Annotated in this window: 21 protein-coding genes; 11 read left to right on the forward strand and 10 right to left on the reverse strand. The window is 70.5% G+C overall.

The window, feature by feature from the left end:
• Positions 1-97: 97 nt before the first annotated feature.
• Together ABZ656_RS41445 and ABZ656_RS41450 are read right to left on the reverse strand one after the other, a co-directional pair.
• Positions 98-643, reverse strand: coding sequence for a hypothetical protein (locus ABZ656_RS41445; RefSeq protein WP_101400513.1), 546 nt, complete (start codon positions 641-643; stop codon positions 98-100).
• Between the two features lie 43 nt (positions 644-686).
• Positions 687-1,799 (reverse strand): magnesium and cobalt transport protein CorA, encoded by a 1,113-nt coding sequence (locus ABZ656_RS41450; protein ID WP_101400514.1) that lies wholly within the window; start codon positions 1,797-1,799, stop codon positions 687-689.
• A 549-nt stretch (positions 1,800-2,348) separates the two neighbouring features.
• Here ABZ656_RS41450 and ABZ656_RS41455 point away from each other — a divergent pair.
• Positions 2,349-2,933, forward strand: a complete 585-nt coding sequence (locus tag ABZ656_RS41455) for a suppressor of fused domain protein (RefSeq protein ID WP_075028794.1) — start codon at positions 2,349-2,351, stop codon at positions 2,931-2,933.
• A 62-nt stretch (positions 2,934-2,995) separates the two neighbouring features.
• Here the strand turns inward: ABZ656_RS41455 and ABZ656_RS41460 are convergent, their stop codons facing one another.
• A complete protein-coding gene (locus ABZ656_RS41460; RefSeq protein ID WP_101400515.1) occupies positions 2,996-4,249 on the reverse strand; it encodes an MFS transporter in 1,254 nt (417 codons plus the stop codon).
• Positions 4,250-4,438: 189 nt separating this feature from the next.
• Between ABZ656_RS41460 and ABZ656_RS41465 the strand changes: the two genes are divergently transcribed.
• The 3 genes from ABZ656_RS41465 (at position 4,439) to ABZ656_RS41475 (ending at position 6,984) form a co-directional block, all read left to right on the forward strand.
• A complete protein-coding gene (locus ABZ656_RS41465; RefSeq protein ID WP_101400516.1) occupies positions 4,439-5,080 on the forward strand; it encodes a DUF6758 family protein in 642 nt (213 codons plus the stop codon).
• 222 nt (positions 5,081-5,302) lie between these two features.
• A complete protein-coding gene (locus ABZ656_RS41470; protein ID WP_101400517.1) occupies positions 5,303-6,160 on the forward strand; it encodes a PHP domain-containing protein in 858 nt (285 codons plus the stop codon).
• A 218-nt stretch (positions 6,161-6,378) separates the two neighbouring features.
• Positions 6,379-6,984, forward strand: a complete 606-nt coding sequence (locus tag ABZ656_RS41475; RefSeq protein ID WP_101400518.1) for a MarC family protein — start codon at positions 6,379-6,381, stop codon at positions 6,982-6,984.
• 121 nt (positions 6,985-7,105) lie between these two features.
• Here the strand turns inward: ABZ656_RS41475 and ABZ656_RS41480 are convergent, their stop codons facing one another.
• The gene (locus tag ABZ656_RS41480; protein WP_095852725.1) at positions 7,106-7,258 is read right to left on the reverse strand and encodes a hypothetical protein; all 153 of its coding nucleotides are present in this window, start codon (positions 7,256-7,258) and stop codon (positions 7,106-7,108) included.
• Positions 7,259-7,475: 217 nt separating this feature from the next.
• Between ABZ656_RS41480 and ABZ656_RS41485 the strand changes: the two genes are divergently transcribed.
• A complete protein-coding gene (locus tag ABZ656_RS41485; protein WP_180294196.1) occupies positions 7,476-8,381 on the forward strand; it encodes an NYN domain-containing protein in 906 nt (301 codons plus the stop codon).
• A gap of 61 nt (positions 8,382-8,442) precedes the next feature.
• Here the strand turns inward: ABZ656_RS41485 and ABZ656_RS41490 are convergent, their stop codons facing one another.
• Positions 8,443-9,312, reverse strand: a complete 870-nt coding sequence (locus ABZ656_RS41490; RefSeq protein ID WP_101400519.1) for an alpha/beta hydrolase — start codon at positions 9,310-9,312, stop codon at positions 8,443-8,445.
• A gap of 224 nt (positions 9,313-9,536) precedes the next feature.
• The gene (locus ABZ656_RS41495; protein ID WP_360275477.1) at positions 9,537-11,597 is read right to left on the reverse strand and encodes a DEAD/DEAH box helicase; all 2,061 of its coding nucleotides are present in this window, start codon (positions 11,595-11,597) and stop codon (positions 9,537-9,539) included.
• A gap of 472 nt (positions 11,598-12,069) precedes the next feature.
• Here ABZ656_RS41495 and ABZ656_RS41500 point away from each other — a divergent pair, with 472 nt between their 5' ends.
• Entirely contained in the window at positions 12,070-12,831 is a 762-nt protein-coding gene (locus ABZ656_RS41500) for a ferritin-like fold-containing protein (protein WP_101403727.1), read from the forward strand.
• Between the two features lie 73 nt (positions 12,832-12,904).
• Here the strand turns inward: ABZ656_RS41500 and ABZ656_RS41505 are convergent, their stop codons facing one another.
• From ABZ656_RS41505 to ABZ656_RS41520, 4 genes are all read right to left on the reverse strand, one after another.
• The gene (locus ABZ656_RS41505) at positions 12,905-13,174 is read right to left on the reverse strand and encodes a hypothetical protein (RefSeq protein ID WP_101400521.1); all 270 of its coding nucleotides are present in this window, start codon (positions 13,172-13,174) and stop codon (positions 12,905-12,907) included.
• A 217-nt stretch (positions 13,175-13,391) separates the two neighbouring features.
• Complete coding sequence (locus ABZ656_RS41510; RefSeq protein ID WP_028801993.1) at positions 13,392-13,619, reverse strand: DUF3107 domain-containing protein; 228 nt, start codon at positions 13,617-13,619, stop codon at positions 13,392-13,394.
• Positions 13,620-13,765: 146 nt separating this feature from the next.
• Complete coding sequence (locus ABZ656_RS41515; RefSeq protein WP_101400522.1) at positions 13,766-14,407, reverse strand: TetR/AcrR family transcriptional regulator; 642 nt, start codon at positions 14,405-14,407, stop codon at positions 13,766-13,768.
• Positions 14,408-14,605: 198 nt separating this feature from the next.
• Positions 14,606-14,827 carry a hypothetical protein gene (locus ABZ656_RS41520; RefSeq protein WP_101400523.1) on the reverse strand — a complete coding sequence of 74 codons (222 nt, stop codon included), beginning with the start codon at positions 14,825-14,827 and terminating at the stop codon, positions 14,606-14,608.
• 187 nt (positions 14,828-15,014) lie between these two features.
• On the opposite strand from ABZ656_RS41520, the gene ABZ656_RS41525 reads away from it, so the two are divergent.
• The 5 genes from ABZ656_RS41525 to ABZ656_RS41545 form a co-directional block, all read left to right on the forward strand.
• Complete coding sequence (locus ABZ656_RS41525) at positions 15,015-16,004, forward strand: alpha/beta hydrolase (RefSeq protein WP_101400524.1); 990 nt, start codon at positions 15,015-15,017, stop codon at positions 16,002-16,004.
• Positions 16,005-16,453: 449 nt separating this feature from the next.
• Positions 16,454-17,887: a DUF3152 domain-containing protein gene (locus tag ABZ656_RS41530; RefSeq protein WP_360275482.1), complete on the forward strand. Its 1,434-nt coding sequence runs from the start codon at positions 16,454-16,456 to the stop codon at positions 17,885-17,887.
• Between the two features lie 67 nt (positions 17,888-17,954).
• Complete coding sequence (locus tag ABZ656_RS41535; RefSeq protein ID WP_312639156.1) at positions 17,955-18,047, forward strand: Ms4533A family Cys-rich leader peptide; 93 nt, start codon at positions 17,955-17,957, stop codon at positions 18,045-18,047.
• A 178-nt stretch (positions 18,048-18,225) separates the two neighbouring features.
• Positions 18,226-19,944: an ABC transporter substrate-binding protein gene (locus tag ABZ656_RS41540; RefSeq protein WP_360275486.1), complete on the forward strand. Its 1,719-nt coding sequence runs from the start codon at positions 18,226-18,228 to the stop codon at positions 19,942-19,944.
• A gap of 4 nt (positions 19,945-19,948) precedes the next feature.
• A partial coding sequence (locus tag ABZ656_RS41545) for an ABC transporter permease (protein ID WP_360275489.1) occupies positions 19,949-21,062 on the forward strand: 1,114 nt, incomplete at its 3' end.

The raw sequence follows: 21,062 nt of genomic DNA on the forward strand, positions 1-21,062 counted from the left end.
GCACAGGCCCTCGTACTGGACGTACTCGGGTCTGTGCCTGGTGCGGTGAGAGTGCGTGCATGGCGTCGCGGGGCGGACGGGAATTTGACGACAGGTCCTAGCGGCGGCGTCCCCGCTTCTTGAAGAGCAGGCGCGGTACGGCGGCCGGGATCGGTTGCCGGGTGGTCGCCGGGGACGGGATCGGCGCGGCGGCCAGCGAGCCGTCCGGCAGCGGGAGCGTGCCCGCCCGGGGCTCCAGGCGCAGCACCCGGCACTCGCGGGCCCAGCGGGCCGGCATCTCCTCGCCGTCGGGCGCGTTCAGGCGCTTGCCCTTGAGCTCGGCGACCGTCTCCTCCCACGCGGGGGAGCCGGGCACGAGTTCGACCACCTTCGCGGTCCACGCGACCAGCCGCCCGCCCTTGTCCTTGCTGCGGACGACGACGACCGCGTCGCCCCCGTCGACGAGACCGGGCAACGGCTGCTCACCGGGCCCGTCGCCGACCAGACAGGCCCCGCCGTCGTGCCACACGTGCCACAGGGCCCGGGTGGGCGCCTCGGCGCCCGGCGCCTCGTGCGCCGGCACGCCGCCGCTCCGTACCCAGATCAGCCCGGACTTCTTCGTGGCCTCCTCGACGAGGGCCCGGTCGAGCAGCTGTTCCGTCATGGGCCCAGCCTATCCAGGGGCGGGCGGCGGTCACCCGGTGCGCTCAGAGCCAGCCGTTGCGCTTCAGGATCCGGTGGATCGACAGACACATCCCGACCGTGGCGCCCAGCACCAGCGGGTAGCCGAACTTCCAGTGCAGCTCCGGCATGTAGTCGAAGTTCATGCCGTACACACCACAGACCATCGTCGGTACGGCGATGATCGCGGCCCAGGAAGTGATCTTGCGCATGTCCTCGTTCTGCGTCACGGACGCCTGCGCGAGGTTGGCCTGGAGGATGGAGTTGAGCAGTTCGTCGAAGCCGAGGACCTGTTCCTGGACGCGGGCGAGGTGGTCGGCGACGTCGCGGAAGTACTTCTGGATGTCCGGGTCGATCAGCCGCATCGGGCGCTCGCTCAGCAGCTGCATGGGGCGCAGCAGCGGGGAGACGGCCCGCTTGAACTCCAGCACTTCGCGCTTGAGTTGGTAGATGCGGCCCGCGTCCGTGCCGCGCGGGGTGCCCTTGCGGCCCGGCGAGAAGACCTCGGTCTCCACCTCGTCGATGTCGTCCTGCACGGCGTCCGCGACCGCGATGTACCCGTCGACGACGTGGTCGGCGATGGCGTGCAGCACGGCGGAGGGCCCCTTGGCGAGCAGCTCGGGGTCGTCCTGCAGCCGGTGCCGCAGCGCCCGCAGCGAGCCCTGCCCGCCGTGCCGGACGGTGATGAAGAAGTCCCGCCCGGTGAAGCACATGACCTCGCCGGTCTCCACGATCTCGCTGGTGGCGGTGAGTTCGTCGTGCTCGACGTAGTGGATGGTCTTGAAGACGGTGAACAGGGAGTCGTCGTAGCGCTCCAGCTTGGGCCGCTGATGGGCCTGGACGGCGTCCTCGACGGCCAGCGGGTGCAGCCCGAACTCGCCCGCGATACCGGCGAATTCGGCCTCCGTGGGCTCGTGCAGGCCGATCCACACGAAGCCGCCGTCGCGGTGTACCAGCCGCATCGCCTCCTGGGGCGTCAGCGGCTCGGGGGTCTGGATGCGGGCACCGTCGCGGTAGACGGCGCAGTCGACCACGGCGGAGTTGGTCCCGGGGGCGCGGGTGTGGTCGTACGAGCCACTGTCCTTGCGCAGCGAGGGACGGGGACGGACCGCGGCACGCAGGTCACGGATCATCGACATGACGGGCTCCTTCGCAACGGAGGCGACCGACGACGGTTGAAACTACCCGGAATGGGGACGTCCTGACTGCGGATGTTTGGCACGTCCACAAAGCGGGGAGCACCGCACCGTCGCGGTGGCAGCTTCGCTACTGATTCAGATCAGGCAGATCGGATGGATCAGGCGGAAACGAAGCGCTCTTCCGTGGTGCACCGGGACAACGCTGACACGTATGCACACGTTTGTAGGAGGAAGCAGCCGACAGAGCTACGGGAGCCGGGGAGCGGCTGGAACCAGCTACAGAACTTCAGCGACCGGAAGAGCGGGTGGTACTGCCAGGTCGACTTCGGTCCATTGCAGCCCCACCTCCTCCGGTCGGTCCCCCGTGAGGGACGATCCATCCCCCGTGGGGGAGCTGGCTCCCCCCGTGGGGGAGACAGTCAGTCTCAGTGCGTCGGAGCTTGAGAGCGACGCTTCTGCGTGCTGCCCCGACCAGCGGCCAAGACTATCAGCGCACTGAAGCGTCAAGCCGCCGCTTTGCCCGTTACTGACGAGTTCTATGCTCGGCTCATGGCTGATGTTCTTCCTTTGGTCGAGGCCCGGTTGCGCTCCGCGCTGGGCGAACCCGACGCCCGGGCCGCGGTCACCTTCCTCGGCACCGACCGCATCGAAGTGCTGCGCTTCACGGAGGGTGACGTCGTCCGCTACGCCACGCTCGGTATGTCCGCCCAGCCGATGGCGGACCCCACGGCGGTCCTCGCCGATCCGGTGAAGGGCCCGCGCGCGGAGCTGGTCCTGTCCGTCCGCCCCGGCGCCGCCGACACCGACAAGGTGCTCCGCCCGCTCGCCGTGCTCGCCGCGTCCCCGCAGGTCGAGGGGCTGATCGTGGCCCCCGGTGCCTCGCTCGACGTGGGTGGGGCGCTGTGGCCCGGCGCACCGTTCACCTCGGTCCTGGTCGCGGAGTCCGGTGGCCTGGTCGAGGACCTGGAGCTGGACGCGCCCGCCGATCCCGTACGGTTCCTGCCACTGCTCCCGATGACGCCGAACGAGGCCGCGTGGAAGCGCGTGCACGGCGCCGGGGCCCTTCAGGAACGCTGGCTGAACGGCGGAACGGACCTGCGCGATCCCTCGCGCAAGTCCGTTCCGCTGGATTGAGTACTTTTTGCCCGTCTTTTCCCGCCGACCTGAGACCGGGTCGGTTTCCTGGCCGAAAACAGTCAGCCGGCGAACACGGTCACACTGTCCTCGGCGGCGTGCTTCGGCTGGAGCTCCTCGGCCTCGTGGGAGAGCGCGTTTCGTCGTACGTAGACCACGACCGCGCCGATCACGGCGGTGATCGCGGCGACCACGAACGGGATGCGGATGTCGCTCCACTCCTCGATCTTCGGCGCGAAGTAGGGCGCGGCCGCGGCGGCGAACCACCGGACGAAGTTGTAGCCGGCGCTCGCCACCGGGCGAGGCGCGTCCGACACGCCGAGCGCCAGCTCGGTGTAGACGGTGTTGTTCACGCCGATGAAGGCGCCCGACAGGATCGTGCAGACCACGGCCGCGGTGTGGTTGCCGTACCCGAGCACGAGCACGTCGGCGGCGAGCAGGACCAGGGAGCCGCCCAGCACCTTGAGCGAGCCGAACCGTGCCTGCATCCGTGGCGCCACGATCACCGAGAAGACGGCGAGCAGCAGGCCCCAGCAGAAGAACACGGCGCCCGACTTGTAGGGGGTCATGTTCAGCACGAACGGGGTGAAGGCCAGCACGGTGAAGAACGTGTAGTTGTAGAAGAACGCAGACACGGCCGCCGAGGCGAGGCCGCCGTGGCCGAGCGCCTTGATCGGGTCGAGCAGTGAGGTCTTCTTCGCGGGCCTCGGCTGCTCCTTCAGGAACGCCGTGATGCACAGGAAGCCGACCGCCATCAGGAACGCGGTGCCGAAGAAGGGGTAGCGCCAGCTGGCGTTGCCGAGCAGGGCGCCGAGCAGCGGCCCGCACGCCATGCCGAGGCCGAGCGCGGACTCGTAGAGCAGGATCGCCGCGGCGCTGCCGCCCGCCGCCGCGCCGACGATGACGGCGAGGGCGGTGGAGACGAACAGTGCGTTGCCCAGGCCCCAGCCGGCCCGGAAGCCGACGAGTTCGCCGACCGAGCCGGACGTGCCCGCGAGCCCCGCGAAGACCACGACGAGCGCGAGGCCGAGCAGCAGGGTCTTCTTGCCGCCGATGCGGCTGGAGACGAAGCCGGTCACCAGCATCGCGACCGCGGTGATCAGGAAGTACGAGGTGAAGAGCAGCGAGACCTGGCTCGGGGTGGCGTCCAGGCCCTTGGCGATGGAGGGCAGGATCGGGTCGACGAGCCCGATGCCCATGAAGGCGACGACGGACGCGCCGGCGGTCGCCCAGACGGCCTTCGGCTGCCGCAGGATGCTGCCCGCACCGGCGTCGAATGTGTCCCCCTCGGCGGGACCTCCCGTGTTGTTGATCATGCTCGCTCCTCGACTGCGTAGGGAGAGATCGGGGGCCATGGATCGATGGTCAGATCGTTGGCGTATACACATAATAAGTTAGAAGTGCTAATTAATGCAAGCTGCATCTAGTTCCATCGGGTGACCGGCAGGCTCCGGACGGGTGATCGTCCTTGACGCGGCGAAAGACGGGGAGGACCGTTGGACCCTATGAGGGGCGAACCCAGTTGCCCGAAGTGTGGTGGCCGGGTCAGGGCTCCCGGCCTTTTTGCCGACTCCTGGCAGTGCGATGTGCACGGGACCGTGTATCCACTGCAGCCCGTGATCCCGCCCAGCGTCGAGGCCCTCGGTGTAGTGGTGCACCGTGCCCGGGTGCCGGTGTGGATGCCGTGGCCGCTGCCGGTCGGCTGGCTGTTCACCGGCGCTGCCTTCGCCGGTGACGATCGCAGCGGGGGGCGTGCGACGGCCGTGGCCTGCTCGGGCCCCGGACCGCTCGGCGGCGTCGGGGAGCTGATCCTCGTCGCCGAGGAACTCGGCGTCGGCCTCGGCGCGCGGTACGCGGGCATCGACGGACCCGACCCGGGGCCGTACATGAACGTCGAGAAACCACCCCAGGCGAAGGTCCTCGCGGCCGGTCGCCCGACCCCGCTCTGGCATGTGGCCGGCAGCCCCGACGACCGTGCCGTCTTCGCGGGCGAGGCGCTGGGGCTGTGGGTGTGGGCGGTGGTGTGGCCCGAGCAGACGGGGCTGCTGATGTACGACGAGCTGGTGCTGACGGATCTGCGGGACGCGGGGGCGGAGGTGGACCTGTTGCCGTGCGGGGCGTTGTCGCCGCGAATCCTGGAGCCGTAGCGCTCCGCTGTGGTGCGGGGTGCCGTGCCTTGGGTGGTTGCGTGCCGGTTGTTCCGGGCCGGGCGCGCAGTTCCCGCGCCGCTGACGGGGCGCTGGGACCGCGGCGCGCTCACAGGGTGAGCGTAGGGGGCGCTCGGCGGGTGCGGGTGTGACGGCGGTGCTCAGGAATCCCGTTATCCTTGAGCGGTCCCGCCCATCCCGTCACCGCCTGGAGCCCGCGTCGTGCGCATCGATCTGCACACCCACTCCACCGCGTCCGACGGTACGGACACCCCCGCCGAGCTGGTGCGCAACGCCGGCGCTGCCGGTCTCGACGTCGTCGCGCTGACCGATCACGACACCAGCCGCGGATACGCGCAGGCGCTGGCCGCGCTGCCCGAGGGGCTCACCCTCGTCACGGGCGCCGAGCTCTCCTGTCGCCTCGACGGCGTCAGCATGCACATGCTGGCCTACCTCTTCGACCCCGAGGAGCCCGGGCTGCTCGCCGAACGCGAGCTGGTGCGCGACGACCGCGTGCCGCGCGCCCGGGCCATGGTCGCCAAGCTCCAGGAGCTCGGCGTGCCGGTCACCTGGGAGCAGGTCGCGCGAATCGCGGGCGACGGATCCGTCGGGCGGCCGCACGTCGCCTCCGCCCTGGTCGAGCTGGGGGTCGTGGACAGCGTCTCCGACGCCTTCACGGAGAACTGGCTGGCCGACGGCGGGCGGGCCTACGTGCCCAAGCACGAGACCGACCCCTTCGAGGCGATCCGCCTCGTCAAGGCCGCGGGCGGCGTGACCGTCTTCGCGCACCCGGCCGCCGCCAAGCGCGGCCGGACCGTGCCGGAGTCCGCGATCGCCGACCTGGCCGCCGCCGGCCTCGACGGCATCGAGGTGGACCACATGGACCACGAGCCGGCCACCCGCGCCCGGCTGCGCGGCCTCGCCGCCGACCTGGGACTGCTCGCCACCGGGTCCAGCGACTATCACGGCAGCCGCAAGACCTGTGTGCTCGGGGAGTTCACCACCGACCCCGAGGTGTACGGCGAGATCACCCGGCGGGCGACCGGGGCGTTCCCCGTGCCGGGCACCGGCGGAGCCTGACGCCCGCCTTCACGCCCCGGGTTCCTCGAAGCGCCCGACAAAGCGCCCGACAAAGCGCTCGACAAAGCGCTCGACAAAGCGCTCGACAAAGCGCTCGACAAAGCGCCCGACGCAGGCCGTCGTGTGCCTCCGTTCCGCCCGGCGGAACGCCCTTCCCCAGCGGTGGCGGCTGATCTCGCCGCGCCGATCTCCCCACCTTCGCAAGGCCTCACACACTCATGTTCGACGTCGCCGTCTTCGGCTCCCTCTTCCTCACCCTCTTCGTCATCATGGATCCCCCCGGGATCACCCCGATCTTCCTCGCGCTCACCGCGGGACGCCCCGCCAAGGTGCAGAAGCGGATGGCCCTCCAGGCCGTCTGCGTGGCCGGTGGAGTGATCGCCGTCTTCGGCCTCCTCGGCCACCAGATCCTCGACTACCTGCATGTGTCCGTGCCCGCGCTGATGATCGCGGGTGGGCTGCTGCTCCTGCTGATCGCCCTCGACCTGCTGACCGGCAAGACCGACGAGCCCAAGCAGACCAAGGACGTCAACGTCGCCCTCGTACCGCTCGGCATGCCGCTGCTCGCGGGCCCCGGGGCGATCGTGTCGGTGATCCTCGCGGTCCAGAAGGCCGACACCGTCGCCACGCAGGTGTCCGTGTGGACCGCGATCCTCGCCATCCACGTCGTCCTGTGGCTGGTCATGCGTTACTCGCTGCTGATCATCCGCGTCATCAAGGACGGCGGTGTCGTGCTGGTGACCCGGCTCGCGGGCATGATGCTGTCCGCGATCGCCGTGCAGCAGATCATCAACGGGATCACCCAGGTGATCCGGGCGAGCTGACTGTGAGCCTGTGAGAACGCGCAAAGCCCCGTACGGCATCGTGCCGTACGGGGCTTTGAAATCTGAAGGCGTCCGCCCGGAGGTGAACTGCTCCGTGACTGCTTCGAACTGCTCTGAACTGTTATGAAGCGGACGATTCGGCCGGGCGGATCCACAGTCGCTGCCCGATGGCGGCGGCCTGCTGAACGATCCGGTTGACGGAGGCGGCGTCTACGACGGTGGTGTCCACGGGCGTGCCGTCGACATCGTCGAGTCGCATGATTTCGAAGCGCATGGGCTTCTCCCTTCGTCTGGTCATCCTCCTGAGGAGAACTACTGGTGTGTGGTGCGCGAGGCGTCGGTGCTCCCGCTTCCGTTCGTATTCAACGGGATGCGTGTTACAAACATTCCCTACGCTAAGGAAATTTTTCGAGAACCTAATTACTGTCGAGTAAGAAGTCTGAAGGAGACTGAAAGGGACCGGTTGTGTTCGCAGCGTGACCGCCGGGACAATGGAGGTGATGAACGACGACCACGCGGCGCTCGGCGCCCGCATCGACCGCACGAACGAGCTGCTCCAGCGCATGCTCGCCGAGGTGGCGAAGACGCCCTCGACCCATGCGATCTTCGTCGACGCCGGATACCTGTACGCGGCCGCGGGGCGGCTCGTCGCCGGGACCGAGGACCGCCGCGCCTTCGACCTCGACGCCGAAGGCCTCATCGAGGCGCTCATCGACAGGGCCCGCACCATCTTCGCCGACAGCAGGCTGCTGCGCGTCTACTGGTACGACGGCGCGCGCCGTCGTATTCACACCGCGGAACAGCAGTCGATCGCCGAACTCCCGGACGTGAAGGTCCGGTTGGGCAACCTCAACGCCAACAACCAGCAAAAGGGCGTCGATTCCCTCATCCGCTCCGACCTGGAGTCCCTCGCCCGGCACCGCGCCATCAGCGACGCCGCGCTGCTCGGCGGCGACGAGGACCTGGTGTCGGCGGTCGAGGCGGCGCAGGGGTACGGGGCGCGGGTCCACCTCTGGGGCATCGAGGCGCCCGAGGGCCGCAACCAGGCCGAGCCGCTGCTGTGGGAGGTCGACAGCCAGCGCACGTTCGACCTCGAATTCTTCAAGCCGTACGTGTCCCGGCGCACCTCCGCGACCTACGACCCGACGGCGGCGAGCCGGCCCACCCGCGAGGACGTGCGGTTCGTGGGCGCCCAGATCGCCGCGAAGTGGCTGGCCGCGCGGGGGCGCGAGGCGCTGGTGGAGCTGCTGCCCGGCCACCCCTACCTGCCCGGCTCGGTCGACCAGGATCTGCTGGTCGAGGCCGAGGGGCTGCTGCAGTACTCCCTGCGGGGCCAGGCGGACCTGCGCCGCGCGCTGCGGGACGGCTTCTGGGAGCACTTGCAGGCGCAGTACTAACTCCTACCGGTCCGCCCCCCGGTTACTGGTCCGCCCCCCCGGTTACCGGTCCGCCCCCCGGTTACTGGTCCGTGTGGTCCCAGAACTTGGCGAGGGCGAGGGCCGTCCGCTCGGGCTGGTCCGTGTTCGGGGAGTGCTCGGCTCCTCGTACGACCGTGCGCCGCGCCTTGAGGCGTACGGCCATGTCGTCCAGGAGCGGCACCGGCCAGGTGTCGTCGAACGCGCCGGACAGCACATGCTTGGGCAGGCGTACGGCGGCCAGCTCGGCGACGCGGTCGGGCTCCGTGCACAGCTGACGGCCCGTCGCGATCAACTGGGCCGGTCGGGTGCGCAGCCAGCGTCGCCGCAGGTCCTCGCGGTCGTCCAGCCCACCGTCGAGATCACCGGTGTCGGTCTCCTCCGGCGGTTCCATCGCCTGGATGGCGTCCCACACCTGGGCCATGTCCATCACGGCGAGGGCGTCGCGGAGCAGTTTGACGCGCTGCTGCTGGGAGGTGGAGATCTGGGCGGGGCCCGAGGCCATGAGGGTGAGTGAGGCGAAGGGGGCCGGGTCGAGGAGGACGGAGGCACGGGCGACCAGTCCGCCGAGGGAGTGGCCGACGAGGTGCACGGGGGTGCCGAGTGCTGCCGCCTGCGCGAGCACGTCCTTCGCCAACTCGGCCTGCGCGTAGGCCGATTCGTCGTGCTCGGGACCGTCGCTCTCGTACTGCCCGCGGCCGTCCACGGCGACGGTACGGTACCCGCGCGCCGCGAGCGGCTCGTGCAGCGCGATGAAGTCTTCCTTGCTGCCGGTGAAACCCGGCAGCAGCAGCGCGGTTCCCTTCAGCTGCGCCTGCGGCGCGGCGTCGAGCGCGGCGAACTCGCCGCGGGCGGTGCGGAGACGGTAGGCACGGACACCGGCGGGCGGCACGAAGGAGGGGGGCCTGCTCATGCCCCGAGGTTATCGGGCGGGGCTCCGCCCCGGATCCCCCGCCCGTCCGTAGTCGTCCGGCTGACGGCCGATAGGGGCACCGGGGCGCGGCCCCGTTGCCTCAGGGGCGCGGGGAACTGCGCGAGAAGCCCCCACCGGCCCGCAGGCAACAAACACACCGGGGGGTGGGAGAACGCCGATGGCCCGGCCCCACCGTACGTGGGACCGGGCCATCGGGCTGAGGATCAGCTCTCCGCGGGCTCCGCGGCAGCCGCCGCCTTGCGTGTACGCCGACGGGGCGTTGCCGCCTCCGGCGCCGCGTCCGCGGGCTCCACGACCTTGCGCGTACGCCGACGCGGCTTGGCCTCCGGCTCGTCAACGGCGGCCGACTGGGCGGGAATCGCCGCCTCGACGGTCTCCGCGACGGCCTTGCGGGTGCGGCGACGGACGGGCTTGGCCGCCACCGCCTCCGCGCTGTCCACGGCCGCTTCGGCGGGCGCCTCGGCCGTGGCCTTGGCCCGCGTACGCCGCGGCTTGGTGGCGAGGGCTTCCGGCGCGGCCTCGACCACGCCCTCGGCCGTGTCGACGACGGCTTCGGCGGCCTTGCGGGTCCGGCGACGAACCGGCTTGGCCGGAACCTCCGTGACGGGCGCGGCTTCCACGACGGGCGCGGATTCCGCGACCACGGCCACGGTCTCGACCGGGGCCGGAGCGGCCTCCGCCGTCTTACGGGTCCGACGGCGACGCGGCTTCGCGACCGCGTCCTCCGGCGTGGCCTCGATCGCGCCCTCGGCCGTGGCGACCGCGGTCTCCGCGGCCTGCGGGGCCTCACTCACCGACGGCTCGGAGACCGTGGCGGCAGCCGCCACCGTCTCCGCCGTACCCCCGGCGCGCGTACGGCGACGGCGGCGCGGGGTGCGGGGCTCGGTGGCCTCCGCGGCGGCGGGCTCGGTGGTCGCCTCCGGAGTCGGTGTCGTGGACGTCTCCTCCAGCGCGGCACCGTTGTGCGTACGGCGACGGCGGCGGGGCGTGCGCGCCGGGCGCTCATGCTCGCGCTCCACGGCCGCCGGCGCCGACGAACGGCCACCGCGGCCGCGCGGACCGCCACGCCCGCCGGTCTCGCCGAGGTCCTCGACCTCTTCGGCCGCGAGGCCGGCGCGGGTGCGCTCGGAACGCGGCAGGACACCCTTGGTGCCGGCCGGGATGTTCAGTTCCTCGAAGAGGTGCGGGGACGTGGAGTACGTCTCCGGCGGGTTGCTGAAGCCGAGGTCCAGCGCCTTGTTGATGAGCTGCCAGCGCGGGATGTCGTCCCAGTCGACGAGGGTGATCGCGATGCCCTTGGCGCCCGCGCGGCCCGTACGGCCGATGCGGTGCAGGTACGTCTTCTCGTCCTCGGGGGACTGGTAGTTGATGACGTGGGTGACACCCTCGACGTCGATGCCGCGGGCGGCGACGTCGGTGCAGACGAGGACGTCGACCTTGCCGTTGCGGAACGCGCGCAGGGCCTGCTCGCGGGCGCCCTGGCCGAGGTCGCCGTGGACCGCGCCGGAGGCGAAGCCGCGCTGCTGGAGCTGGTCGGCGAGGTCCGCCGCCGTCCGCTTGGTGCGGCAGAACACCATCGCGAGCCCGCGGCCGTCGGCCTGCAGTATGCGCGCGACCAGCTCGGGCTTGTCCATGTTGTGCGCGCGGTAGATGAACTGCGCGGTGTTGCGGACCGTCGCGCCCTCGTCGTCCGGCGCCGTGGCGCGGATGTGCGTGGGCTGCGACATGTAGCGACGCGCGAGACCGATGACCGCACCCGGCATGGTCGCCGAGAACAGCATGGTCTGACGGCGGGCCGGCAGCATGTTCATGATCTTCTCGACGTCGGGCAGGAAGCCCAGGTCGAGCATTTCGTCGGCTTCGTCGAGGACGAGCGCCTTGATGTGCTTGAGGTTGAGCTTCTTTTGGCCCGCGAGGTCCAGCAGTCGGCCCGGGGTACCGACGATGACGTCGACGCCCTTCTTGAGGGCCTCGACCTGCGGCTCGTACGCCCGGCCGCCGTAGATGGCGAGAACGCGTACGTTGCGGACCTTGCCGGCGGTCAGCAGGTCGTTGGTCACCTGGGTGCACAGCTCGCGCGTCGGGACGACGACGAGGGCCTGCGGGGCGTCGGTGAGCTGCTCGGGCTGGGCCCGGCCCGCCTCGACGTCCGCGGGGACGGTGACACGCTCGAGGAGCGGGAGGCCGAAGCCCAGCGTCTTGCCGGTGCCGGTCTTGGCCTGGCCGATGACGTCGGAGCCCGAAAGGGCTACGGGGAGCGTCATCTCCTGGATGGGGAAGGGAGTGATGATGCCGACGGCTTCAAGGGCCTCGGCCGTCTCGGGAAGGATTCCGAGCTCTCGGAAAGTCGTAGTCAGGGTGCTGCCTCTTCTGTGTACGCGGTGCGAGGCGAGCGCGGGGGTCGTGTCGGGGACCGTGCCGGGGACGTCGGCCGCTCTTGACGGGCGGGCCGAGTGGCATGGGACCACTGCCGACGCTCGAGCTCTCGTACCGCTGAGGGTTCCCTCCGGATGTCGTACGCAATGTGCCGTACGGACGAGGAGGGCTGTCGGGTCGGAGCCGATCGGGCCACCGACCGGGCATCCTCATTCGTGCGGCCCGTCGAATACTCGCCGGGCGCATTACCACCATACCCCGGAATCGCGCATATGCGATGGCCGATTTGGTCACGTAGTCGTCGTCACACTGATTGACCAGGGACTTCCCTGTTGCGTCGAGCGGGCTATTGTGCGCTTCATGACGACGCCTGACAACGCCGCTGACCAGTCCGCCGAGGCCACCGACAAGACCACCCCCGCGGCCACCGGAGTCGCCGCGCAGAAGTGGGACACGGCCGCCGCCGACCCCCAGTACCGCGCCGCGGTCGTGGACCTGCTCGGAGCGCTCGCGTACGGCGAGTTGGCGGCGTTCGAGCGGCTCGCGGAGGACGCCAAGCTGGCCCCGACGCTCAGTGACAAGGCGGAGCTGGCGAAGATGGCGTCGGCCGAGTTCCACCACTTCGAGCGGCTGCGGGACCGGCTCGCCGCGGTCGGCGCGGAGCCGACCGAGGCGATGGAACCGTTCGTCGCCGCGCTCGACGGCTTCCACCGGCAGACGGCCCCCTCGGACTGGCTGGAGGGCCTCGTCAAGGCGTTCGTCGGCGACTCGATCGCCAGTGACTTCTACCGGGAGGTCGCCGCACGCCTCGATGCCGACACACGCGGGCTCGTGCTCAGCGTCCTCGACGACACCGGGCACGCGAGCTTCGCCGTCGAGAAGGTGCGCGCCGCCATCGACGCGGACCCGCGCGTGGGCGGTCGGCTCGCGCTGTGGGCGCGGCGGCTGATGGGCGAGGCGCTGTCGCAGTCACAGCGGGTCGTCGCGGACCGCGACGCGCTGTCGACGATGCTCGTGGGCGGTGTGGCGGACGGGTTCGACCTCGCGGAGGTCGGCCGGATGTTCTCGCGGATCACCGAGGCCCACACCAAGCGGATGGCGGCACTGGGCCTGGCTGCCTAGACCCGGTCTCCCCGGTTTCCCGGACTGTCTCGGGGCTTGTCGTCCTCAGGAGTTTCGCCGTCGCCCGCTTCGGTCACGCCGTCGCCGAGCGGCGGCGAAATCTTTCCGCGGGGCGCAGCAGGAGCGACAGCAGCGCGGCGCAGACGATCGCGGCGCCGGCGAGGATGACCAGGAAGTGGCCGGATCCGAGCGCCGTGTGCGTCAGGAAGGCCCCGAACAGGGCTCCGGCGACACCGGTCGACAGGACCAGGCCGCGGCTCGGCAGTCGGTGCGGCAGTCGGTACGCCGCCCACCATGCCAGGGCGAGACCGAGCATCGCGGCGCCGAGCGCTTCCAACAACATGGTGGGGGTCCCTCCCGCACGGCCGGTGCAAATCGGTCGTAGCGGGTCTACCCCCGAGGCGCGGAACGCAATCCTCCCCTGTGGATGTTCTGTGCTCCATCCGTGGTGGTGAGACCACGTGTACGGGCCCGGCGCGATGTGCGCGGAGGGGCCTGTTCCGCGCATGCGTGCGAAGGGGCCCGGTGACAGTGTCACCGGGCCCCTTCGCACGCATGAACTACAGCGCGCTGAATCCCACCTTGCGCTGCGTGGGCTCGCCGAGCTCCACGTACGCGAGGCGGTCGGCCGGAACCAGGACCTTGCGGCCGTGGTCGTCCACGAGGCTCAGCAGCTGCGACTTGCCGGCCAGCGCCTCGGACACCGCGCGCTCGACCTCTTCCGGGGTCTGACCGCTCTCCAGAACGATCTCGCGGGGCGCGTGCTGCACGCCGATCTTGACCTCCACGGCTTTGTCCCTCCGACGGTCAGTCATGTGCGCGTCTCTCCGCGCCGTACGCTGCACACATTAGCCCGGTGAGGGGACGTGCACGTTCCGGCCGAGAACGCCAAGAGCGAACAGCGGACGGGAACAAAGAGACGGTCAGTCGTGCGTCAGTGGTGATCGGTGCCGTGCAGCGGGAAACCCGCGATACCCCGCCAGGCCAGTGACGTCAGCAGCTGCACCGCCTGGTCGCGCGGGACGCTGCGGTCGCTGTGCAGCCAGGAGCGGGCCACCACCTGTGCGAGGCCGCCCAGGCCCGAGGCGAGGAGCATCGACTCGGCACGCGAGAGACCGGTGTCCTCCGCGATGACATCGCAGATCGCCTCCGCGCACTCGTGCGTGACCTTGTCGACGCGCTCGCGGACCGCGGGCTCGTTCGTCAGGTCGGACTCGAAGACGAGCCGGAAGGCGCCGCCGTCGTCCTCGACGTACGCGAAGTAGGCGTCCATCGTGGCGCGGACGCGCAGCGAGTTGTCCGTGGTGGACGCGAGCGCCGTCCTTACCGCATGCAGCAGGGACTCGCAGTGCTGGTCCAGCAGCGCGAGGTACAGGTCGAGCTTGCCCGGGAAGTGCTGGTAGAGAACCGGCTTGCTGACGCCCGCGCGCTCGGCGATGTCGTCCATGGCGGCCGAGTGATACCCCTGCGCAACGAATACTTCCTGGGCGGCGCCGAGGAGCTGGTTGCGTCGGGCACGGCGCGGCAGGCGAGTGCCCCGCGGGCGTGCCGCCTCTGTCTGCTCGATGGCTGTCACGCCGCCTCCCAAAATTGTCCACATGCGGTGTGCGCCGCGCCGCCATCGTACTTTTCGGTAACCCCGCTGTGCGCGGTGCGAGCGCAGAATTTCACGGACCGGACGCGTGCGATAACGACACAGAGGGTGACGAACAGGGTGAGAAGGGCGTGAAGCCGTGCCGGATACCGCTGGTCGGCGGGGTCCGGTCACATGTGGTCATCCCCTGTAGTCGTCCTCGTTGAGCCGGACGACCCTGGCCTGCTCGGCGAGGTCGGCCTCGTTGGCGTTGAGGGGGTCACCGGGGGGTTCCGGGTCGATGTCGTCCGCCGGATCCAGTTCGCTGAGCTGCTCGGCGAGATCCGCCTCCGGGGCTTCCGGGTCAACGATCTCCCGGAACCGGTCGTCGAAGGTCTCGGGGTCTGTCGGGTCGACTGTCATGGTTCCTCTTCCCGAGCGGTGCGAGTGCGCTCCTGGTGTACGGCTCCTGAGGTTCGGATCCTGACGTACGTATGAGTGCCCTCGTTCGAAGCCTAGGAGACACCCGATCGAGGCGCTAGACGATCCGCGCACGATCTGTGACAGCGAACACATGAACCACTGCGTGATCGTCTCGTAACATTGCCGCATGTCTTCGACCGAGCTGCCCGCCGCGCTGGCCACCACCGTCACGCCGAGGGTCGGGACCGTCCGGGTCGCGGAGGGGGAGCGCCTGCGATCGGTCGGTCTGCCCGGGATCACGCTGACCGTGCGTTCGAGACCACCCTCGCGCGAGGGACTGCCGCCCGCCCTGTACGTCCATGGGCTGGGCGGTTCCTCGCAGAACTGGTCGGCGCTGATGCCGCTGCTCGACGGGCTCGTGGACAGCGAGGCGCTCGATCTGCCCGGCTTCGGGGACTCGCCGCCGCCGGACGACGGCAACTACTCGGTGACCGGGCACGCGCGCGCGGTCATCCGTTATCTCGACGCGGCCGAGCGCGGCCCCGTGCACCTCTTCGGGAACTCGCTCGGCGGAGCGGTCGCGACGCGCGTCGCCGCCGTACGCCCCGACCTGGTCGAGACGCTCACCCTGATCTCGCCCGCGCTCCCGGAGATCCGCGCGCAGCGCACCGCGTGGCCGACCGCGCTGCTCTCGGTGCCGGGGGTGGCGCGGCTGTTCACCCGGCTCACCAAGGACTGGAGCGCCGAGCAGCGCGTCCGCGGGGTCATGGCGCTCTGTTACGGCGACCCCGGCATGGTGACGCCCGAGGGGTTCCGCGACGCGGTCGAGGAGATGGAGCGGCGGCTCGCGCTGCCCTACTTCTGGGACGCCATGGCGCGTTCGTCGCGCGGCCTCGTGAACGCGTACACGCTGGGCGGCCAGCACGGGCTGTGGCGCCAGGCCGAGCGGGTGCTCGCGCCGACGCTGCTCGTCTACGGCGGCCGTGACCAGCTCGTCGCCTACCGCATGGCCCGCCGCGCGGCGCGCGCCTTCCGCGACTCCCGGCTGCTGTCGCTGCCGGACGCGGGGCATGTCGCGATGATGGAGTACCCGGAGACGGTGGCCTCGGCGTTCCGCGAACTCCTCGCGGAATCAGGCGAGTTGACCTTCCCCGCCGGCGCGGACGCGGGGAGCTGAGGCGGGGCGTGGGACGTCACAGTCGCCGGGGGCGGGCCGGTAAGAGCGACGCGGGGGAGATGCCGAGGGTTCCGGCGCCCGGTGCCGCACCGGGCACGGCTCAAGAGGTGGCGCCGGGTACGGGTCCGGCGGCTACCTCGCCGCAGGGGGCCACGCGTGGCCCCCTGGGCCCACAGCCACCGGGGCCTCGACGCCCCGCGCCGAGCGGCACTCCGCTGCCCGGAGCTCCCCGCCCCCAGGACGGGACTCCGGTGCACGGCGTGTCGCGGATGGCGAGCGGGACGCCGTCGCAGGGCGTTCCGCGTCTCCAGGACGGGACCCCCGCGCATGGTGTGCCGCGCTATTCGGACGGGACCCCTGCGCATGGTGTGCCGCGCTATTCGGACGGGACCCCCGCGCACGGTGTCCCGCGTTATCCCGATGGCACGCCGGCCCACGGCATCCCGCGGATGGCGAACGGGACCCCGCCGCAGGGCGTTCCGCGTCTCCAGGACGGGACTCCGGCGCACGGTGTGCCGCGCTTTCCGGATGGGACCCCCGCGCATGGTGTGCCGCGCTTTCCGGATGGGACCCCCGCGCACGCTGTCCCGCGCTTTCCGGACGGGACTCCGGCGCACGGTGTGCCGCGTCTTCCGGACGGGACTCCCGCGCACGGTGTCCCGAGGTTCGCCGATGGGACGCCCGCGCACGGCATCCCTCGTATGACCGGCGGTACGCCCGCTCGTGAGGTGCCGCGGTCGCCGGACGGCACCCCCGTGCGAGGGGTGCCCCAGGCGCGTGCGGGACACCCCGAGCAGCGTGAACCCGGCGGTGGCTGGGGCGCGTTCGGAGGTGACCCGCGGACGGCGGGGGCCGCGGACGGCGGGCCTCAGGCCATGCCGCAGGGGGCGCCCCAAGGCATGCCCCAGGGGGCACCCGGACCGCGCATCCCCCGGCAGCGGCAGGAGGCCGACGCCGGGCTCGGGCCCGGCCCGGGGCTCCGGCAGGCCTATGTCGACGCCTTCGACGAGAGCGAGAGCGAGAACGGGCGCAGGGCCGGAGGCGACGAGCCGGGGACCGAGGAGGCGGAGAAGGGCAAGGGCGTCAAGGGGCGGGCGTTCACCGGAATCGCCGCGGCCGCCGTCACCACCGTGCTCGCGGTAGTGGTGGCCGGACAGGTGGCCGCCGGGCGGCACGACGCCACCGCGCAGACGCAGTCCGCCGGCGGTGGACTGGACGCCCGCCCGTCCGCCTCGCCCGGGGGCACCGGGTCGACCCCGTCCGTGACGCCGAGCGCGACACCGCTGACGTACGACCAGAAGATGGGTGTGAAGTACGCGCTCAGCGCCACCCTCAAGGGCTCGGGGAAGTTCGACGCCGTCCCCGGGTTCGACAAGGCCCCCGGAAAGGGGCAGAAGTACACGTACCGGGTGGACGTGGAGCGGGGTCTCGGCCTCGACGCCACTCTCTTCGCGCAGGCCGTGCAGAAGACGCTGAACGACAAACGGAGTTGGGCCCACAACGGCGCCCGTACCTTCGAACGGATCTACACCGGCAAGCCCGACTTCGTGATCACGCTGGCCAGCCCCGGCACCACCGCCGAGTGGTGCGCCAAGTCCGGGCTGGACACGACCGAGGACAACGTGTCGTGCGACTCGGCCTCCACCGAGCGCGTGATGATCAACGCGTACCGCTGGGCGCAGGGCTCCAAGACCTACGGTGACGCGATTCACCCGTACCGGCAGATGCTCATCAACCACGAGGTCGGCCACCGCCTCGGATACGGCCATGTCACCTGCGACAAGGACGGCGAGCTCGCGCCCGTCATGCAGCAGCAGACCAAGTTCCTCGACCATGACGGAATCCACTGTCGGGCCAACCCCTGGCCCTACCCGGGGAGTTGACGGAGGGGCCGCGGGGGCCACTGGGGCCACGTTGACATGCTCCGAAAGTTCGTTCATATTTTTGCGCATGTGGTCTAGTCATGCCGTCCGTCGCGCCGCCATCGAGCTGGCGCTGATTGGTGTGACCGCGCTCTGCGTGGCAGACATCCACTGTCGCTGACGCCCGCCCTTGGCGCGTGCGTCGTGCTTCCGCTTCCGTCGTGACCGTAGGTGACCGTATTGGTCATCGATTTTCCGACTTCGCGACCTTTTTGACGACCTGGCGCCGGGGCAGACGTCCGTTCGCTTCCGTCTCACTCCTCGTCAATCCGTCTCATCATTCGAGAGGTCGTCTTCCGATGCGTCAACCGTCCGTCATAGCCCGCCGCGTGGCCGCGGCATCCGTCACCCTGGTCGTGGCAGCGGGCGCGGCCGCCTGCGGGCCGAAGGACAACGATGCCAAGGGCGCCGGTGGCGACTCCAAGCCCCGGAAGGGGGGCACGCTCACCGTCCTCAACGCCAACCCGCAGGAGGACTTCGACCCGGCGCGCCTCTACACCTCCGGCGGCGGCAACGTCCCCTCCCTCGTCTTCCGTACGCTGACCACGCGCAACCGTGAGAGCGGCGCCGCCGGCGCCAAGGTCGTCCCCGACCTCGCCACCGACACCGGCCGCCCGAGCGAGAACGCGACCGTGTGGACGTACACCCTGAAGAAGGGCCTCAAGTACGAGGACGGCACGCCGATCACCTCCGCCGACATCAAGTACGGCATCGAGCGCTCCTTCGCGGCCGAGCTCTCCGGCGGCGCCCCCTACCTGCGGGACTGGCTGATCGGTGGCGCCGACTACCAGGGGCCGTACAAGGACAAGAAGGGCCTCGCCTCGATCGAGACCCCGGACGACCTGACCATCGTCTTCCACCTCAACAAGCCCGAGGGCGAGTTCCCCTACCTCGCCACGCAGACCCAGTTCACGCCCGTCCCGAAGGCCAAGGACAACGGCACGAAGTACGAGCAGCACCCGATCTCCTCCGGCCCGTACAAGGTCGTCAAGAACGAGAACGACGGCGAGCGGATCACCCTGGAGCGCAACCCGTACTGGTCCGCGGCGACCGACGCCGAGCGCAAGGCCTACCCGGACAAGATCGACGTACGGTCGGGCCTGGACTCCTCCGTGATCAACCAGCGGCTGTCCGCGTCCCAGGGCGCGGATGCCGCCGCCGTCACCACGGACACCAACCTCGGTCCGGCCGAGCTGGCCAAGGTGACGGGTGACAAGGCGCTGGCGGCGCGCGTCGGCACCGGGCACTTCGGCTACACCAACTACATCGCCTTCAACCCGAAGGTGAAGCCGTTCGACGACCCGAAGGTGCGGCAGGCGATCGCGTACGCCGTCGACCGTTCGTCGGTGATCAACGCGGCGGGTGGTTCGTCGCTGGCCGAGGCCGCGACCACGTACCTGCCGAACCAGAAGTCCTTCGGCTACACGCCCTACGACCACTTTCCGGCGGGCGCGTCCGGCAACCCGGCCAAGGCCAAGGAGCTGCTGAAGGAGGCGGGTCACCCGAACGGGATCACCGTCACCCTCACGCACTCCAACGACAAGGACTTCGAAACCAGCCCGGAGATCGCGACGGCCCTCCAGGACGCCCTGAAGAAGGCCGGTATCACGGTCAAGCTCCAGGGCCTGGAGATCAACGACTACAAGGACAAGATCCACAGCGTCAAGAGCGAGCCGGGCTTCTTCCTCGCCCACTGGGGTGCCGACTGGCCCTCCGGCGGTCCCTTCCTGGCCCCGATCTTCGACGGCCGTCAGATCGTCAAGGACGGCGCGAACTTCAACACCGGCTTCCTCAACGACAAGTCCGTCAACGACGAGATCGACGCGATCAACAAGTTGACGAATCTCGACGAGGCCGCCAAGCGCTGGGGCGCACTGGACAAGAAGATCGGCGAGCAGGCCCTGACCGTGCCGCTGTTCCACCCCGTCTACAAGCGCCTGTACGGCAGCGCGGTCAAGAGCATCGTGATCAGTGACTGGACCGGCGTGCTGGACATCTCCCAGGTCGCGGTGAAGTAGCGCCGTGAGCGAGGCAATCGTCGCCTCTCAGGCCCCCGGGACGGACCCCGCGTCCGTCCCGGGGGCCTCGGGGGCCCGTCAGTTCTGGCGGCGGCTGCGCACGCAGCGCGCCGCCCTCGTCGCGGCGGCCGTCGTCGCGCTGCTCGTCCTGCTCGCACTCGCCGCCCCGCTGCTCACGGCGATCGAGGGCCAGGATCCGACCACCTATCACCCGTCCCTGATCGACTCCGCGCGCGGCGGCGTTCCGGTGGGCTCGTTCGGCGGCGTCAGCGGCGACCACTGGCTCGGCGTCGAGCCGCAGACCGGCCGCGACCTCTTCGCCCGGCTCGTGTACGGCGCCCGGGTCTCGCTGGGAGTCGCGCTGGGGGCGACCGTCGTACAGGTCCTCGTCGGTGTCGTGGTGGGCGTCGCGGCCGCACTCGGCAACCGATGGATCGATCAGCTGTTGAGCCGGATCACCGACATCTTCGTCGCGATGCCGTTGATGATCATGTCGCTGGCCCTGCTGGCGATCGTGCCCAGCAGCTTCCCGCGGCCCTTGCTGGTTGCGCTCGTCATCGGCCTGATCGCCTGGGGCAACACCGCGAAGATCGTGCGCGCCCAGACCCTCACTCTCAAGGGGCTGGACTACGTCTCCGCCGCGCGGCTCAGCGGCTGGAACACCTGGCGCATCGCCCGCCGCGAACTCCTGCCCGGACTGGCCGCCCCCGTCATCACCTATGCCGCGCTCCTCGTACCCATGAACATCTCCGCCGAGGCCGCGCTGTCCTTCCTCGGCGTCGGAGTGAAGCCCCCGACGCCGTCCTGGGGGCAGATGCTCACGGCCGCCGACGTCTGGTACCAGGCGGCCCCGCAGTACCTGCTGCTGCCCGCCGGGGCGCTCCTGGTGACCGTGCTGGCCCTGACCGTCCTCGGCGACGGTGTCCGTACGGCCCTGGACCCGCGCGCGGCCTCGCGCCTGCGCGTCGGCACGGGCCGCAAGCGGGAGGCCAAGACGGACGCGAACACCAAGAAGGCCACGGCGGACGCGAACACCAAGAAGGCCACGGCGGACGCGAACACCAAGAAGGCCACGGCGGACGCGAACACCAAGAAGGCCACGGCGGACGCGAACACCA

Origin of the sequence: Streptomyces sp. NPDC007095, assembly GCF_040634475.1 — a bacterium.
In the GTDB taxonomy this organism is placed as follows: Bacteria; Actinomycetota; Actinomycetes; order Streptomycetales; family Streptomycetaceae; genus Streptomyces.